The 16,920-nt window shown below is 71.2% G+C and carries 15 protein-coding genes; 8 read left to right on the top strand and 7 right to left on the bottom strand.

What is annotated here, in order from left to right; genetic code table 11:
• Positions 1–46: 46 nt before the first annotated feature.
• Complete coding sequence (locus ACM9LD_RS03570; protein WP_259144330.1) at positions 47–529, bottom strand: RDD family protein; 483 nt, start codon at positions 527–529, stop codon at positions 47–49.
• A 189-nt stretch (positions 530–718) separates the two neighbouring features.
• Between ACM9LD_RS03570 and glnA (ACM9LD_RS03565) the strand changes: the two genes are divergently transcribed.
• On the top strand, positions 719–2,152 hold the full coding sequence (gene glnA / locus ACM9LD_RS03565) for a type I glutamate--ammonia ligase (protein WP_415675403.1): 1,434 nt from the start codon (positions 719–721) through the stop codon (positions 2,150–2,152).
• Positions 2,153–2,209: 57 nt separating this feature from the next.
• Here the strand turns inward: glnA (ACM9LD_RS03565) and ACM9LD_RS03560 are convergent, their stop codons facing one another.
• Positions 2,210–2,782: a P-loop nucleotide/nucleoside kinase family protein gene (locus ACM9LD_RS03560; protein WP_415675402.1), complete on the bottom strand. Its 573-nt coding sequence runs from the start codon at positions 2,780–2,782 to the stop codon at positions 2,210–2,212.
• Between the two features lie 39 nt (positions 2,783–2,821).
• Here ACM9LD_RS03560 and ACM9LD_RS03555 point away from each other — a divergent pair, with 39 nt between their 5' ends.
• Positions 2,822–3,010, top strand: coding sequence for a hypothetical protein (locus tag ACM9LD_RS03555; protein ID WP_415675401.1), 189 nt, complete (start codon positions 2,822–2,824; stop codon positions 3,008–3,010).
• Positions 3,011–3,013: 3 nt separating this feature from the next.
• Here ACM9LD_RS03555 and ACM9LD_RS03550 read toward each other — a convergent pair whose 3' ends face one another.
• Entirely contained in the window at positions 3,014–4,303 is a 1,290-nt protein-coding gene (locus ACM9LD_RS03550) for a polysaccharide pyruvyl transferase family protein (RefSeq protein WP_415675400.1), read from the bottom strand.
• Between the two features lie 109 nt (positions 4,304–4,412).
• Between ACM9LD_RS03550 and ACM9LD_RS03545 the strand changes: the two genes are divergently transcribed.
• Together ACM9LD_RS03545 and ACM9LD_RS03540 are read left to right on the top strand one after the other, a co-directional pair.
• Positions 4,413–4,961 (top strand): FKBP-type peptidyl-prolyl cis-trans isomerase, encoded by a 549-nt coding sequence (locus ACM9LD_RS03545; protein WP_415675399.1) that lies wholly within the window; start codon positions 4,413–4,415, stop codon positions 4,959–4,961.
• Positions 4,962–5,064: 103 nt separating this feature from the next.
• On the top strand, positions 5,065–5,541 hold the full coding sequence (locus tag ACM9LD_RS03540; RefSeq protein WP_415675398.1) for a nitroreductase family deazaflavin-dependent oxidoreductase: 477 nt from the start codon (positions 5,065–5,067) through the stop codon (positions 5,539–5,541).
• 18 nt (positions 5,542–5,559) lie between these two features.
• On the opposite strand, the gene ACM9LD_RS03535 is transcribed toward ACM9LD_RS03540, so the two are convergent.
• The 3 genes from ACM9LD_RS03535 to glnA (ACM9LD_RS03525) are packed head-to-tail and all read right to left on the bottom strand — an operon-like array spanning position 5,560 to position 10,904.
• On the bottom strand, positions 5,560–6,498 hold the full coding sequence (locus ACM9LD_RS03535; protein ID WP_415675397.1) for an endonuclease/exonuclease/phosphatase family protein: 939 nt from the start codon (positions 6,496–6,498) through the stop codon (positions 5,560–5,562).
• Between the two features lie 24 nt (positions 6,499–6,522).
• Positions 6,523–9,552 carry a bifunctional [glutamine synthetase] adenylyltransferase/[glutamine synthetase]-adenylyl-L-tyrosine phosphorylase gene (locus ACM9LD_RS03530; RefSeq protein WP_415675396.1) on the bottom strand — a complete coding sequence of 1,010 codons (3,030 nt, stop codon included), beginning with the start codon at positions 9,550–9,552 and terminating at the stop codon, positions 6,523–6,525.
• A gap of 11 nt (positions 9,553–9,563) precedes the next feature.
• Entirely contained in the window at positions 9,564–10,904 is a 1,341-nt protein-coding gene (glnA, locus tag ACM9LD_RS03525; protein ID WP_415675395.1) for a type I glutamate--ammonia ligase, read from the bottom strand.
• A 128-nt stretch (positions 10,905–11,032) separates the two neighbouring features.
• Here glnA (ACM9LD_RS03525) and ACM9LD_RS03520 point away from each other — a divergent pair, with 128 nt between their 5' ends.
• The gene (locus ACM9LD_RS03520) at positions 11,033–11,605 is read left to right on the top strand and encodes an FKBP-type peptidyl-prolyl cis-trans isomerase (protein WP_415675394.1); all 573 of its coding nucleotides are present in this window, start codon (positions 11,033–11,035) and stop codon (positions 11,603–11,605) included.
• Here the strand turns inward: ACM9LD_RS03520 and ACM9LD_RS03515 are convergent, their stop codons facing one another.
• A complete protein-coding gene (locus ACM9LD_RS03515; RefSeq protein WP_415675393.1) occupies positions 11,606–13,213 on the bottom strand; it encodes an alpha/beta hydrolase in 1,608 nt (535 codons plus the stop codon).
• A 54-nt stretch (positions 13,214–13,267) separates the two neighbouring features.
• Between ACM9LD_RS03515 and ACM9LD_RS03510 the strand changes: the two genes are divergently transcribed.
• The 3 genes from ACM9LD_RS03510 to pip are packed head-to-tail and all read left to right on the top strand — an operon-like array spanning position 13,268 to position 16,918.
• Entirely contained in the window at positions 13,268–15,013 is a 1,746-nt protein-coding gene (locus tag ACM9LD_RS03510; protein WP_415675392.1) for an NAD+ synthase, read from the top strand.
• A gap of 52 nt (positions 15,014–15,065) precedes the next feature.
• A complete protein-coding gene (panB, locus tag ACM9LD_RS03505) occupies positions 15,066–15,926 on the top strand; it encodes a 3-methyl-2-oxobutanoate hydroxymethyltransferase (RefSeq protein WP_415675391.1) in 861 nt (286 codons plus the stop codon).
• Positions 15,926–16,918, top strand: coding sequence for a prolyl aminopeptidase (pip, locus tag ACM9LD_RS03500; protein WP_415675390.1), 993 nt, complete (start codon positions 15,926–15,928; stop codon positions 16,916–16,918). The genes panB and pip overlap by 1 nt, the downstream gene beginning before the upstream one ends.
• The last annotated feature ends 2 nt before the right edge of the window (positions 16,919–16,920 follow it).

The following is a 16,920-nucleotide window of genomic DNA, read 5'->3' as shown; positions in this document are numbered from 1 at the left end:
GGCCCTGAGTCGTCAGCGGGCCCGTATCCGCAGCGGGCCCGTGCCCTCAGCGAGCCTTGACGAGGATCGTGCCGGTGGCACGATCGTGCATGCCGCGACCGTCGACGTCCTGGATGAGCGGCGGCACGATGAAGACGATGAGCAGGTTGCGTGCGAGCGCGCGGACGAAGCCCACCCGCATCTGCGGGTTCTCGATCCGCGCGACGCGCAGGCCTGCGAAGTACTGGCCGGGCGTGAACCCGAACAGGGTGACCGACAGCACACCCACCGCGAACCAGATGCCCAGTGCGAGCGTGTCGAAGGCCGTGGGCTCCCCCGCGAAGACGCGGCTCGGTCCGACGATCGCCACCGCGATCAGCGCGGACGGTACCCAGTCGAGGAACAGCCCCAGGACGCGACGGCCCGATCCGGCGGCGGACCCGGCACCGTCGCGCGGCAGGCCCAGGGCCTGCCCGCGGTACTCGCCGTGGGCGCCCTCCGGCAGGGCCGCGGACGCTCCGGACAGCCATGATCCCGTTTCTCGACGCATGCACCCAGGGTACGTGGGGGTCCGATTCGACGGCCTCCCGGACGGCTCCTCGATGTGTAACACCGATGAAACATTGCGTTAGTTCTCGGGCAACACCTCGTCCATACCGTTCATTCTCGTAACCTCGGTGGTGGTGCAAACGGTACGACCGCGACCGTCACCGCCGGACGACGAAGGAGCCAGTAACAGGTGTTCACTACCAAAGAGGAACTTCTCGACTACCTGAAGAAGGAGAACGTCGAGTACGTCGACATCCGCTTCTGCGATCTTCCCGGCACGATGCAGCACTTCAGCATCCCCGCCGAGGCGTTCGACGAGAGCGTCTTCGAGGACGGCCTGGCGTTCGACGGCTCGTCGATCCGCGGCTTCCAGTCGATCGACGAGTCCGACATGATGCTGCTGCCCGACGTCACCACGGCGCGCATCGACCCCTTCCGTGCGGCGAAGACCATGAACGTCTCGTTCTTCGTCCACGACCCGTTCACCCGTGAGGCGTACACCCGCGACCCGCGCAACATCGCGCGCAAGGCCGAGGAGTACCTGCTCAGCACCGGCATCGCCGACACCTGCTTCTTCGGCGCCGAGGCCGAGTTCTACATCTTCGACTCGGTCTCCTACGACTCGAGCATCAACGGCTCCTTCTACGAGGTCGATTCGGTCTCCGGCTCCTGGAACACCGGTCGCGCCATCGAGGAGGACGGCACGCCGAACCGCGGCTACAAGGTTCGCAACAAGGGCGGCTACTTCCCCGTCGCGCCGTACGACCACTACGTGGACCTGCGTGACAAGATCTCCACCAACCTCCAGAACGCCGGCTTCACGCTCGAGCGCGGCCACCACGAGGTCGGCACCGGCGGCCAGGCCGAGATCAACTACAAGTTCGACACGCTGCTGCACGCGGCCGACGACGTCCAGCTGTTCAAGTACATCGTCAAGAACACCGCGTGGCAGGAGGGCAAGACCGTCACGTTCATGCCGAAGCCGCTCTTCGGTGACAACGGCTCGGGTATGCACGCCCACCAGTCGCTGTGGAAGGACGGCAAGCCGCTGTTCTACGACGAGGCCGGCTACGGCGGTCTGTCGGACATCGCGCGCTGGTACATCGGCGGCATCCTGCACCACGCCCCGTCGCTGCTCGCCTTCACCAACCCGACGATCAACTCGTACAAGCGCCTGGTGCCGGGCTACGAGGCCCCGATCAACCTGGTGTACAGCCAGCGCAACCGCTCGGCGTGCGTGCGCATCCCGATCACGGGCAACAACCCGAAGGCCAAGCGCATCGAGTTCCGCTGCCCCGACTCCTCGGGCAACCCGTACCTGGCCTTCGCCGCCATGATGATGGCCGGCCTGGACGGCGTGAAGAACAAGATCGAGCCGCACGCCCCCGTCGACAAGGACCTCTACGAGCTGCCGCCCGAGGAGGCCAAGGGCATCCCGCAGGCCCCGACGCAGCTCTCCGACGTGATCGACCGCCTCGAGGAGGACCACGAGTACCTCACCGCCGGCGCCGTCTTCACCGAGGACCTCATCGAGGAGTGGATCTCCTACAAGCGCGAGAAGGAGATCGCCCCGGTGAACCTCCGCCCGCACCCGTACGAGTTCGAGCTCTACTACGACGTGTGATCCGTAGCGCCGCGATCTGATTCGGCCCCGCACCTGCTTCCTGGGTGCGGGGCCGTTTCACGTCCTCCTGGCCCGACGGTGTGCTCCCCCGTCGGGCAGGGCGTCGCGCACGCGCGCGACCGTGACGGGCAGCGAACCCGATGCATCGATCCGGACAGCGTTCGGCCGCGACGCGCGCAGCGGTTCCAACGACGCCACCAACGCATCGGCGTCCGCGGCGCCGACCAGACGATTGTTGACCGCGTGCTCGGGGCGGTCGGGGGCTGCCGCCCGCGCCTCCAGTCTGGCCGCGAGTTCCTCGGCGTCCAGGTCGAGGACGATCTCCGCGAAGCGTGCACCGCATCGGCCCGCGAGTCGTTCCAGTGCCTCGATGAACGGCGTCCGCGCGAGGTACTGCCCCAGCACCACGTCGAGGCCCGCTCGCAGGTGCACCTCAGCGGCGTCGAGGGCCTGCTCCCGGGCGCGGATCCCCGACTCGATCGGGGCCTTGTCCCAGTCGGGCATGGCGTGCTTCAGCCGGTCGACGTCGAGCACGACCATCGCCGGGTCCTCGTCGGCAAGAGCAGCGGCGATCGACGACTTGCCCGAGCCGGGAGCGCCGTTGATCAGAATCAGTCGAGGCGAATGCACGCCGCCGAGCGTAACGTCGGTGGAGAACAGGAGGCGATGATGTTCGAGACCAAGCTCAAGGGGAACGACGTGGTGGACCGTTCCGGCGCCGGTTCCGGCCCGGCCCGCCCGCGCGTGAGCACGACGCTCCCGGACGGTGAGGTGCTCGTCATCCCCACCGCGGACATGAGCCGGCAGCACGACGCCAAGGACCTCGGCCGCAGCTCCGCCCGGCCGGATCCGGCGTAGCGCTCACCGCACCCGCGGATACAACCTCGCCGCCAGCGCGGTCTTCCGCGCGACATTGGCGCGACGGTCCGCCTCCGGGAACCCTCCGGCGTCGGGCCGGGCGGGGATCGGCGAGGCGTCGTCGACAACCGTCCACCGCGACCCGGCGTCCACCAGCGAGCCGTGCTTGATGTCGTAGTACTCCCGCTTGGGCACCACCGCGACGCCACTGTCCCCCGCCGCGGCGGCGAGCAGGTGCGGGTGGAACCGGGAGCTGATCCAGGTGCGGCCCTCGCCGACCGGCAGCCCCGCGCGCCAGACGTCGAGGAACGGGATGATCCGCGCGCCGTCGATCCTGTCCCCCAACAACTTCGGGACGGTGTAGTCGTGCCCGGGGATGCCCTCGACCACGGTGACGCGATCGCCGGGCACGCCCCAGGCGTCGAGCATGTCGCGGGCGAGCGCGGCCAGGGCCGGGGCGCCGGAGAGGCCGTCCCGGACGAAGCCCTCGGACAGGTCCTCCTGCATGCACAGCACCACCTCGCCGGGCCGCGCCGGAACGGTCGGCGCCCGGCCGAATCCCGGTGCGGCGCCGGGCCGTCCGGCGACGGCGCCCAGCCCGAGCCAGACGTCGTCACCGGTCAGCGACGCGCCGGACACCCCGCGCAGCGCGGCGTAGGAGGGGCGGTCCCGCACATCGAACACCGCGAACGCCGCAGCGTCCGCGAGGAACCGGTCGAGGTCGGCACCGTCGGGCAGCGGGAGCAGTCCGAGCCCGGTGGCGTACGCGGCCGCCCCGGTGCGCTCCGTGACGGCGGCGACCGCCGAGATCACCGGGAACCACTGGGGCCACTGCCGGTTCACGTAGCCGCCGCCGATGACGTGGATGCTGGAGGCGCGCAGCAGGTGATCGACGCCCTCCGCCAGCCCCGGCGCGATCCGCATATCGGTCGCGGCACCCGCGACCCAGTCCTGCGCGGCCGTCCCCGACTGCAGATCGGGGTTCTCGTCGGCGGCGCGGGCGAGCCGCCACAGCGTGTCCACGAAGACCGCGCGGGGATGGTCGCCGGCGAACAACAGCGCGGCCTCGCCGACGTGCGCGACGTCCACCACGACGGTGGCAGTGGGCCGGACCCGCGCGAGGCGCCGCAGCCAGATCCGCAGCACCAGTTCGTCGCCCAGGTTGGGATGCCCGGCGACGCCGATGAGGTAGACGATCTCGCCGCGCCCGAGCCCGCCGAGCATCCGCTCCGCGGCACCGACGGCGCGGCGCGCGGCACCGTCGAGACGGGCGATCCGTGTCAGTTCCGCCACCGTCCCACGCGTTCCCACTGCCACACGCTACCCAACGTGCATCCCCTGTCCGCTCAGCCGAGCCTGGGACCTTGCTGTGAACCTCCGGCGAGACGGTAGGTTCGATCCCATGCGTGCCACCCGCCCGACCCTCGTCGTCGCCTCCGCCGTCCTCGCGGCGGCGTCCCTCACCGCCTGCAGCACGCCGGAGGCCTCCGCGGCCTGCCCCACGGGCGCCCCGAGCACCGCCAACTCCCCCGACTGGACCTACCAGGGGCAGACCGGCTCCATCGTGGTCACCGGACCGTCGGACACCGCGTCCCCGCAGATCACCGTCGAGAAGCCCTTCTCCGTCGAGCAGACGCACGTCCAGGCCTTCAACCCGCCCGGCGACGGTGCCGTGGTCGGCGACACCGCGACGGTCTCGGTCTGCTACCTCGGTGTGAACGGTCGCACCGGGGAGCGCTTCGACAGCACCTACGACCGCGGTAAGCCCGCCTCGTTCTCGCTGGACGGCGTGATCCCCGGCTTCAAGAAGGCCATCGCGGGCCAGAAGGTCGGCACCGCCGTGGGCGTCGCCGTCACCTCGGCCGATGGCTACCCGTCGGGCACGCCGGACGGGCAGATCCAGGCTGGCGACACGATCATCTTCGCGATCAAGATCCTCTCCGCCTCGTAGCCCGCGCGGACGCGGCTCCCGCGAGCCGCGGATTCAGGGATCGCCCTGATGTGCGGCGGCGCTCGCACCGCCAGACTGGGTTCACCCGATCCCAGGAGGCGTCATGCGCGTGCTGTCAGTCGTCGTCGGAGCCGTCGTGCTCCTCCCGCTCGCGGCCGTCGCCGTCATCCTCGCCGGCATCCGGTTCCGGATCCGGCCGGTCCTCGACGTCGTGCGTCGGTTCAACCGGGACTTCACGAACCCGCGCGCCGTCCACGACGCCGAATCACCCGACTCGACCCGCACCGTGGTGCGGCACGTCGGGCGGCGCAGCGGCACGGCCTACGAGACGCCGGTCGACGCGTTCGCGACGGACCGCGGCACGCTCGTCATCGCGCTGCCCTACGGGCCGGACACCGACTGGGTGCGCAACATCCGCGCGGCGGGCACCGTCGACCTCCTGCGGCACGGCGCGACGCTCAGCGCGACCGAGCCCCGCGTCGTCGCGACGACCGACGTCATCGACGAGATCCCTGCGGGCGCACGCCGCACCCTGCGGCTGTTCGGTGTGGAGAGCTGCCTGGAACTGACCGTGGCCTGATCGCCGGCCGGCGGCAACTCAGCCCACCCGGGCGAGCAGCGCCCGGTGATCCGCCCCGGGCACCTCGTGGCCGCTGACCTCCGCGGCGCCGAGCCCCCGCAGGAGGACGTGGTCGATCCCCACCACGGGCGGATAGGTCTTGTCCGTCGGATACGTCGGCAGCCACCCGGCGCCCGCGAGCTGTCCCGCGTCGCGGTAGCCGCCCGTCAGCAGGCTGCGGAAGCGCACGTGGTCGTAGGTGGCGTTGTAGTCGCCGAGGGCGACGACGGGACGGCCCTCAGGGACGCCCTGCAGCAGAGCGCCGATACGGCGCAGCTCGGAGTCCCAGGTCTCGGGGTCCAGGGGCGGCATCGGGTGGAGCGCGAACAACTGCACGTCGCCGCGGCCGGGGACGGTGGCGACGGCGGTCAGCGCGTTCATGACGAAGCCGGGGACGGTGCCGGTGCTCTTGAGCGGGTGGCGGCTGTAGAGCGCGGTGCCGTCGGCGAGCGCCGCCGGCCGGACGATCGAGTGCGGCAGGTCGGCGGCGATGCTCGACGCGGCGATCCGCCGGGCGGCGTCGTCCGTCACCTCGAGGACGGCGAGCACGTCGACGCGGTTCTCCCGCACCAGCTTCGCGAGCGCGTCCGCGTCGCCCGCACCCACCTGGATGTTCGCGCTGAGCACGGTGAGCGTCGGGCCGGCGGGCGCCGGCTCGCCCCGCCACAGCGGCGCCTGCACCCAGACCCCCGCCGCAGCCACGGCCGCCACCAGCACGAGGCGCAGCAGCGCGCGAACGTACAGCAGGCACACCGCCGCGATCGCCACGCATGCCAGCCAGAGCACCGGCGAGACCGCGGCGGCGGCCACTGTGACCTTGTCGGTGCCGGGCCAGAAGTGCAGCACGAGCGCCAGGACCGCACCCAGCAGCGCCGCGGTCCCGACGATGCTCGCCGCCATCCGGAAGAAGATCCTCATGCGGCCATCCTGCCCGCTGCGGCGCTATTCGCCCCAGAAGACCCGGTCGACGACGGCGCGCCCGCGCCGGGTGGTGCGCAGATAGTCGTCGAGGTAGTCCAGCGAGCTGCCCCGCCACCCGGCCACGTACGCGACGTTGGAGAGTACCGCGCCGGGCCCCGGCAGCTGGTCGACGGGCTTGCCGCGCACCAGGAACAGGGCGTTGCGGGCGCGGGTGGCGGTGAGCCACGCCTCCCGCAGCAGCTCGACGTCGCTCGCGGGGAGCAGCTCGTTCGCCTCGATCGCGTCGAGCGACTCGAGCGTCGAGGTGTTGCGCAGCGCGGGAACGGCGCTCGCGTGCCGCAGCTGCTCCAGCTGCACCGTCCACTCGACGTCGGAGAGGCCGCCGCGCCCCAGCTTGGTGTGCGTCGCCGGGTCCGCGCCGCGGGGCAGTCGCTCGGAGTCGACGCGGGCCTTGATGCGCCGCAGCTCGTTGACCGTCGCGGGCGAGACGCCGCCCTCGGGGTAGCGGGTCTCGTCCACCATGTGCAGGAACTCGCGGGCGATGTCCTCGTCGCCGGCCACGTGGGTGGCGCGCAGGAGCGCCTGCACCTCCCAGGGCTGCGCCCACTGCTGGTAGTACGCCCGGTAGGCGGCCAGGGTCCGCACGACGGGTCCGTTGCGTCCCTCGGGGCGCAGCCCGGTATCGACCTCCAGGCCGGGGTCCACCGACGGTGCGCCGAGCCGGGTGCGCACGGCATCGGCGACCAGGTTCGCCCAGCGGACCGCGTCCGAGTCCTCGTAGCCCTCGTTGGGGACGCAGACGAACAGCACATCGGCGTCGGAGCCGTAACCGATCTCGTGCCCGCCGAGCCGGCCCATGCCGATGACCGCGATCCGCGCAGGCGCGCCGGGCGGGTACGCGCTGCGGCTGGACTCGCGCTCGACCACGGACGTCGCCACCTCGGAGACCAGCGCCGCGTCGAGGGCCGCGCCCCAGACCGAGGACAGCGCGGCGCACACCTCGGGCACCGTCATCATGCCGAGGATGTCCGCGGAGGCGACGCGGGCGATCTCGCTGCGCCGCATGGCCCGTGCCACCGCGATCGCCCGGTCGCGGTGGTGCGCCCGGCTCACCGCCGCGAGCATCCCGTCGTAGACCGACTTGGGCGAGGGCTCCGTGAGCTTCGGGCCCGCCGCGCCGTCGGCGAAGAGCCGGATCACCTCGGGCGAGCGGGCCAGCAGCTCCGCGACGAAGGTCGACGATCCCAGCACCGTCATGAGCCGCTGCGCCACCACCGATTCGTCGCGCAGCACCCGCAAGTACCACTCCACGTCGCGCAGTTCCTCGGAGAGCTTGCGGTAGTTCAGCAAGCCGGCGTCGGGATTCGGGGTCTCGCTGAGCCATTCGAGCAGGGTCGGCAGCAGGATGGTCTGGATCCGGCCGCGCCGCGAGGAGTCGGCCATCGCCTTGAGGTGCGCCAGGGCGTGCTGTGGCTGGAGGAAGCCGAGCGCGGCCAGTCGCGCGACGATCGCGTCGTCGCTCAGACTCACCGCGTCCGCGTCGAGGTTCGCGATCGAGTCCAGCAGCGGCCGGTAGAAGAGCTTGGTGTGCAGTCTGCGCACGCGCGCCGACTGCCGCTTGAGCTCCGCCCGCAGGACGCCGGCGGCGTCCCGGTCACCGTCGGGCCGGATATGGGCGGCGCGGGCGAGCCAGCGCCACGCCTCCTCGTGGTCGGGCGGCGGGAGCAGATGCGTGCGCTCCATGCGACGCAGCTGCAGCCGGTGCTCCAGCGTGCGCAGGAACTCGTACGACGCGGTGAAGTTCGCGCCGTCATCGCGGCCCACGTAGCCGCCCACGGTGAGCGCCTCGAGGGCGTCGACGGTGCTCCGCTCGCGCAGCGTCTCGTCGGTTCGGCCGTGCACCAGTTGCAGGAGCTGGACGGCGAACTCGACGTCGCGCAGCCCGCCGCGCCCCAGCTTGAGCTCGCGCTCGCGGAGGTCGGGGGCGATGTTCTCCTCGACGCGGCGGCGCATCTCCTGCACGTCCTGCACGAAGTCCTCGCGCTCGGCGGCCTCCCACACCATGGGGCTCACCGCGCTCAGGTATTCGTGCCCCAGGGCCAGGTCGCCGGTCTGCGGCCTGGCCTTGAGGAGCGCCTGGAACTCCCAGGTCTTGGCCCACCGCTTGTAGTACGCCACATGCGAGTCCAGCGTGCGCGTGAGACTGCCCGCCTTGCCCTCCGGTCGGAGCGCGGCGTCCACGTCGAAGAAGGCGGCGGAGCCGATCCGCATCATCTCGCCGGCGAGGCGGGCCGAGGCGCCGTCGGCCGGCTCGGCCACGAAGATCACGTCCACGTCGGAGACGTAGTTCAATTCCCGCGCACCGCATTTGCCCATCGCCACCACGGCGAGGCGGCCCTCCGGGTCGCTCTCCGGGTACACGGTCGCCACGGCGACGGAGAGGGCCGCGGTGAGTGCGGCGTCGGCGAGGTCGGCGAGGTGCGCGCCGACCAGCGAGAAGGGCAGCGTGGGCTCGTTCTCCACCAGCTCGGCGAGATCCCGTGCGGCCAGCACCATCACCAGGTCGCGGTAGCCGTCCCGCAGCGCGGCGATGGCGGCGCCGCCGGTGACGGCGGCGCGGTAGAGCAGGTCGTCGTCGCGGCGACCCGGCACCTTCACCGCGTCGACGGTGCCGAGCATCGCCGCGATCAGGTCGTCGCGCGAGCGCAGCGGCGCCGTATCGCGCAGCAGCCGCCACGAGGCCGGGTGGCTGATGAGGTGGTCGCCCAGCGCGTCGGAGGCGCCGAACAGCCCGAAGAGCCGCCCGCGGAACGTGGTGTCGCCGCGGATCAGGCCGTCGATCTCCGCCCAGTCGTCACCCGCGGACTCGCGCAGCCGCACCACCGCGCGCAGCGTCCAGTCCGGGTCGGCGGAACGGGACAGCGCCCACAGCACGTCGGTGCTCTCGGCGTTCGCCCATCCCAGGGATTCGAGGTTCGCCTCCGCAGTGGAGTCGAGCAGCCCCAAGCGCCCCGCGCTGGGACGGCGGACCTCGCGGTTCGTCGGCGGCACCGTCGGCCTACCTACAGCGAGAGGAAGCGGTCGAGCTCGAACGGGGTGACCACCGCGCGGTAGTCGTTCCACTCGGACCACTTGTTGCGCAGGAAGTACTCGAAGACGTGCTCGCCCAGCGTCTCCGCGACCAGCTCGCTCTTCTCCATGAGCACGAGGGCGTCGTCGAGGCTGGCGGGCAGGTCCTTGAAGCCCATGGAGCGGCGCTCGCGCGCGGTCATCTGCCGCACGTCGTCCTCGGCGGCCTCGGGCAGTTCGTAGCCGCCCTTGATGCCCTCGAGCCCGGCCGCGCACAGGACCGCGAAGGCCAGGTACGGGTTGCAGGCCGAATCGGGCGAGCGCACCTCGATACGGCGGCTGCTCGCCTTGTTCGGCGTGTACAGGGGCACCCGGACCATCGCGGAGCGGTTGGCGGCGCCCCAGGTGGCCGCGGTCGGCGCCTCGTCGCCCGTCACCAGGCGCTTGTAGGAGTTGACCCACTGATTGGTGACGGCGGAGATCTCCGGCGCGTGGTGCAGGATGCCCGCGATGAACGCCTTGCCGGTGGCGGAGAGCTGCAGCTCGTCGTCGGGATCGTGGAAGGCGTTGGAGTCGCCCTCGAAGAGGCTCATGTGGGTGTGCATGCCCGAGCCCGGGTGGGCCGAGAAGGGCTTCGGCATGAAGGAGGCCTTCACGCCCTCGGTCATCGCGACTTCCTTGACCAGGTAGCGGAAGGTCATCACGTTGTCGGCCATGGAGAGCGCGTCCGCGTACCGCAGGTCGATCTCCTGCTGGCCGGGGCCGGCCTCGTGGTGGCTGAACTCGACCGAGATGCCCATCGCCTCGAGGGCCTCGATCGCCTTGCGCCGGAAGTTCGGCGCCGACTCGTGCACGGCCTGGTCGAAGTAGCCGCCGTTGTCGGCGGGGATCGGCATGCCGTGCGGGCCCGACTCCTTCTTCAGGAGGTAGAACTCGATCTCCGGGTGCACGTAGCAGGAGAAGCCGAGGTCGGCGGCGCGGTTGAGCTGGCGCCGCAGCACGTGCCGGCTGTCGCCCCAGGACGGCGTCCCGTCGGGCATCGCGATGTCGCAGAACATGCGGACGGAGTGCATCTCCCCGTCTCCACTGGTCCAGGGCAGCACCTGGAAGGTCGACGGGTCGGGCTTGGCGACGGTGTCCGCCTCCGAGACCCGGGAGAAACCCTCGATCGAGCTGCCGTCGAAGCCGATCCCCTCCGTGAACGCGCCCTCGAGCTCCGCGGGCGCGATCGCCACGGACTTGAGGAAACCGAGGACGTCGGTGAACCACAGCCGCACGAAGCGGATGTCCCGTTCCTCGATGGTGCGAAGCACGAACTCCTGCTGCCGGTCCATGGCTCGACCCTAAGCGAGGAGGTGTTAACTGCGTGTTACAACCCGAGAAGGCCGCAGGCCACCGAACGCCTCCCCTCGGTTCCGGCCGATTCGCACCTGCGAAGGGGATACCGAGTAGCGTCCCGGGCGTGGATGCACCGTTCGCGCGCCTCACCGTCGCCGCCGCGGCGGCCTGCGCCGTCCCCCTCGCGGGGTGCGGCGCGTCGACCGAGGCGCCCGCCCCGTCCCGGGCGACCGGCACGATCGACACCTGCCCCGCCGCGGCGCCGGCCGCGGACGCGAAGACGGTCACCCTGACCGGCGTCACCGGCCGGGCCGTCGTCGTCCCACCGACGGAGCACGCCGCACCGCGGGTCACCGTCGACGCCCCGTACCGGGTCGACCGGTCACAGACCGTCGTCGCGGAGCCCGGGTCGGGCGCGGAGCTGACTGAACGATCGGTAGTCACCGTCTGCTACCAGGGCGTGAACGGCCGCACGGGGGCGGTCTTCGACGACGCCTTCGGCCGCGCGACCTCGGCCGAGATCGCCCTCCCCGACGTGGTTCCCGGCTTCCGGGCGGCCCTCGTCGGGCAGCGTTCAGGCACGACGGTGGTCACGGCGGTCACGGCGGCGGACGGCTACCCCAAGGGCGAGCCGAAGGCCGGCGTCGAGCCGGGCGACACCCTGATCTTCGCGATCCGCGTGCTCGCCGCGAACTGATCAGGCCGTACAGCGGAGACCCGCCGCCGGGGTCTTGAGGTCGCGCAGGTAGGCGGTCACGGCGTCGTCGACGCAGGCGTTGCCCTCGAGCGAGACGGTGTGCTGGCTGCCTTCGAAGCTGATCAAAGAGGCCCCAAGCTGCTCGGCCAGGTTCACCCCGTTCTCGTACGGGGTCGCCGGGTCGTGGGTGGTCGAGACCACGACCAGCTTCGGCGCGCCGACGGCGTTCACCTCGTGCGGCTTGAGGGTCGGAGCCGCCGCCCAGAACGCGCAGGTGCCCTTGGCGCCGCGGCCGGTGCCGCGGCCGTCGTCGAGGAAGGGCGCGGCCTTGCGGATCTCGGTGTCGAGCCGGGCCAGGTCCGCGGGCGCTGTGACGGCGGGGCCGTCGACGCAGTTGATCGCGGTGTTGGCGTCCATCATCGGCGAATAGCGGCCGAGCTCGTCGCGGTTGAGGTACAGGTCGGCGATCCGCTGCAGCAGCGAGCCGTCGCCGCGCTGCAGGCCGGTGAGCGCCCGCCGCAGGGGCTCCCACAGCTGCTTCGCGTACATGGCCTGGATGGTGGCGGTGGTGGCGTCGCTGTAGCTGAGCTGCCGGCCGCCCTGGCCGCGCACCGTCTTGTCGATGAGCGGGCGCACCAACTGCTGGTACCGCGCCGTCGCCTGCGCCGGGTCGGTCCCGACCGGGCACGTCGGGTACTTGGCGCAGTCCTTCGCCCAGTCGTCGAACACCGTCTGGAAGCCGGCCATCTGCTGCACGTTCGCGGTGATCTGGTCCAGCGCGGGGTCGACGGCACCGTCGAGCACCATGGCCCGGACCCGCTCGGGGAAGGTCTCCGCGTAGATGGCGCCGATGAACGTGCCGTAGCTGTAGCCGAGGTAGGTGAGCTTCTCGTCGCCGAGGACCGCGCGCAGCACGTCCAGGTCGCGCACGGTCTGCGCGGTGCCGACGTTGGCGAGGAAGGTCTGCCCCATCTTCTCGGCGCACAGGTCCGCCTGGGACTTGTTGAACGCCTCCTGCTTCGTGATGCCCGCCGGGGAGTTGTCGAAGGCGAGGGTGGAGAGGCGGTTCTCGTCGCGCTGCCGGTCGCTGAAGCACTTCACCGCGGGCGAGCTGGCACCGACGCCGCGCGGGTCCCAGCCGACCAGGTCGAAGCTCTGCGCGATCGCGAACTTGTCGGCCTCCATCGACTTGCCGGCCACCTGCTGCACGCCGGAGCCGCCGGGGCCGCCGGGGTTCATCAGCAGCGAACCCCGCCGCTGCCCGGTTGCCTTGACCCGGGCGACGGCGAGCTTCGTCTCCCCCGCCGACGGATCGTCGTAGTCGATCGGCACCGTCACCCGGCCGCACTCGAGTTTCGTCTTGTCGTACTCGGTGATGTCGTCGGCCTTGGCGATCGCGGCGCAGGAGCCCCACTCGACCTTCTGGCCGTAGTACTTCCCGAGGCTCGCGGGCACGCCCGCGACCGACGTCCGGGTGGGTGTGGCGCTGCCCGGCGCGGACGATCCGCCCGCCGGTTCCGCGGTCCCCCCGATCTGGACCGAGCATCCCGCGAGTACCGCCGCGGCGAGGACCGCGGTCGCGGTCAGGAGGGGCTTGCCTGCCTTCATCCTTCCGATCCTGCCACGCGGCGCTCCCGGTTCCGGGGACGCTAGGGTTGAGCCATGACGCCCCTTCGTGTCGCGGCGTGCCAGATCAACCCCGTCGTGGGTGACCTGGACGCGAATGTCGCTCGGATCACCGCCGCTGCCCGGGACGCCGCGCAGCGCGGCGCGCAGGTCGCCGTCTTCGGCGAGATGGCCCTCACGGGCTACCCGGTGGAGGACCTGCTGCTGCGCCGGTCCTTCGCCGTCGACTCCCGCGAGGCCGTGCACGAGCTGGCCCGGTCCCTGGACGCGGCCGGCTGCGGGGATCTCATCGTGGTGGTCGGTTTCCTCGACCGCGACCCGGACGCGCCGGAGACGAGTACCAACCCCACCGGCGGCGCCCGCAACGCGGCGGGCGTGCTGCACGGCGGCGAGCTCGTCGCGCGGTACGACAAGCACTTCCTGCCGAACTACGGCGTCTTCGACGAGAAGCGGTGGTTCACCCCCGGCGACCGGCTGGTGGTCCTTGACGTCGACGGGGTGCGGCTCGGCCTCGCGATCTGCGAGGACGTCTGGTGGCCCGACGGTCCCGTGGCCGGGCTCGCGGAGCTGGGCGTCGACGCGGTGCTGTGCCTCAACGCCAGCCCGTTCGAGGCCGGCAAGCCCGCGCAGCGCCGCGACGTCGTCGCTGCACGCGTCGCCGAGGGCGGCGCCCCGGTGATCTACGTCAACCTGGTCGGCGGGCAGGACGAGCTCGTCTTCGACGGTGACTCGTTCGTCCTGGGCGCCGATGGCGCCCCCGCGGCCGGTCCGCAGTTCGTGGAGCACACTCAGTTCACAGACGTCGCACCGCTCGGCCGCGAGCGGGCGACGTCCGTCGACGGGTGGAGCGTGACCGAGGTGTCCCTGCCGGCCCGTCCCACCGTCCTGGCCGATCCCACGACCTCCTGGGCCGAGCTCGACGAGCTCGCGCAGATCTGGGCGGCCCTGGTCACCGGCACGCGGGACTACGTCCACAAGGTGGGCGGGCGCACCGTCGGCCTGGGCATGTCCGGCGGCATCGACTCGGCGCTGGTCGCGGTGATCGCCGCCGACGCGGTGGGCGCCGACAACGTGTACGGCGTGGGCATGCCCTCGAAGTACAGCTCGGACCACTCGAAGGACGACGCCGCGGATCAGGCGCAGCGCATGGGGATCCACTTCCGGTTCGAGCCGATCGAGCACATGGTGGAGGCCTTCGTCGGCCAGTTGCACCTGTCCGGCCTGGCCGAGGAGAACATCCAGGCCCGCTGCCGCGGGATGACGCTGATGTCGCTGTCGAACCTCGACGGCCACCTCGTGCTCGCCACGGGCAACAAGAGCGAACTGGCCGTGGGTTATTCGACGATCTACGGCGACGCGGTGGGCGCCTACGCCCCCATCCGCGACGTGGAGAAGTCGCTCGTCTGGGAGCTGGCGCGGTGGCGCAACAAGGTCGCCGTCGAGCGCGGCGAGACCCCGCCGATCCCCGAGAACTCGATCACGAAGGAGCCGTCGGCGGAACTGCGCCCCGGCCAGAAGGACAGCGACTCGCTGCCCGACTACGAGATCCTCGACGACATCCTGCGCCGCTACGTCGAGCAGGACCAGGGCGTCGCCGAGATCGCGGCGGAGGGGAACAACGGCGCCGGCTACGACCCGGACCTCATCCGCAAGGTCGCGCGCCTCGTCGACCGCGCCGAGTACAAGCGCCGCCAATACCCGCTGGGCCCGAAGATCACGACCAAGGCCTTCGGCCGCGACCGCCGGATGCCGATCACGAACCGCTGGCACGACCCGGCCTAGAGACTGCCCGGACCGGAGATTCCGGCTGGGACTGTTGAGATGGAGTGACGAGATGAGCGAGACCCCGTTGTACGGAAACGGATCCGCCGCGGACGGTGCGACCGCCGCGAAACCCCCGCGCAAGAAGGTGCGCATCCACCACCTGGCCGAGCTCAAGGAGCGCGGCGAGAAGTGGGCGATGCTCACCAGCTACGACTTCATGACCGCATCGATCTTCGATGAGGCCGGCGTCACCGCCCTGCTGATCGGCGACAGCGCAGCGAACACCGTGTACGGGTTCGACTCCACGCTGCCGATGGAGCTGGACGTGATGGCGGCGATGGTCGCGGCGGTGCGCCGCGGCACGAAGTACGCGCTCGTGGTGGCGGACATGCCGTTCGCCAGCTACGAGGAGTCCCCCGAGCAGGCCTACCGCAGCGCCGCGACGCTGATGAAGGCCGGCGCCGAGGCGGTCAAGCTCGAGGGCGGCGAGCACATGGCGCCCACCATCGAGTTCCTGCAGCGCCGCGGCATCCCGGTGATGGCGCACATCGGCTTCACCCCGCAGTCGGTGAACTCGCTGGGCGGCAACCGGGTTCAGGGCCGGGGCGACGACGCGGCCCACAAGATCCGCCTCGACGCGAAGGCCGTCGACGCCGCCGGTGCCTTCTCGGTCGTGCTGGAGATGGTGCCCTCCGACGTGGCCGCGCAGGTCACGAAGGAGATCTCGATCCCGACGATCGGGATCGGCGCAGGCAACCAGTGCGACGGTCAGGTGCTGGTGTGGCAGGACTTCTCCGGCCTCAACCGCGGCCGCACGGCGCGATTCGTCAAGAAGTACGCGAACATCGGCGACGAGCTGCTGCGCGGCGCCCAGGAGTACGTGGCGGAGGTCGCCTCCGGCGAGTTCCCCGGACCGGAGCACGGATTCTGATGCGAGAGTTCTATCCCGAGATCGAGGCCTACAGCACCGAGCTGCTGGACGTCGGCGACGGACAGCTGCTGTACGTCGAGCAGAGCGGCAACCCCGAGGGCAAGCCCGTGGTGTTCATCCACGGCGGCCCCGGCGGCGGCACCTCGCCCGACTGCCGGCGGTTCTTCGACCCGACGGCGTACCGCATCGTCGTCTTCGACCAGCGCGGGTGTGGGCAGTCCAGGCCGCACATCGCCGATCCCCCGTCGGGCGAGGGTGATTCGCTCGTCGACCGGCTCGCGGTGAACACCACCGCGCACCTCATCGCCGACATCGAGCGGATCCGGGAGCACCTCGGCATCGACCGCTGGCAGGTCTTCGGCGGCTCGTGGGGCTCCACCTTGGGCCTGGCGTACGCGCAGAACCACCCGGAGCGGGTGACGGAGCTGGTGCTGCGCGGCATCTTCCTGCTGCGTCGCAGCGAGCTGGACTGGTACTACAACGAGGGCGCCTCCCACATCTATCCGGACAACTGGGAGGACTACCTGGCCCCGCTGGACGAGGCGGACCGGGCACCGTCGGCCGACAAGATCGCGGCCTACCACCGGCTCCTGCACGCGGACGACCAGGAGGTCGCGCTGGCCGCCGCCAAGGCGTGGTCGAAGTGGGAACGGAGCACCAGCCACCTCATCAACACGCCGGAGAGCTCGGCCGATGCGGACGACCCGCGGTTCGCGATCCCCTTCGCGCAGATCGAGAACCACTACTTCGTCAACGGCGGCTTCCTCGACGAGGGGCAGCTGCTGCGGGACATCGGCCGCCTCGCCGGCATCCCCGGCGCCATCGTGCAGGGCCGTTACGACGTGGTGTGCCCCGCCCGCAGCGCGTGGGACCTGCACCGCGCCTGGCCCACCGCCGACCTGGTGATGGTGCCCGACGCCGGCCACTCGGCCTTCGAGCCGGGCATCCGATCGGCGCTCATCGAGGCCACCGACCGCTTCGCGAAGGGCTAAGC

This window comes from Tsukamurella hominis (assembly GCF_965137015.1).
GTDB lineage: Bacteria > Actinomycetota > Actinomycetes > Mycobacteriales > Mycobacteriaceae > Tsukamurella > Tsukamurella hominis.
This window is presented reverse-complemented; position numbering and strand designations above follow the sequence as displayed.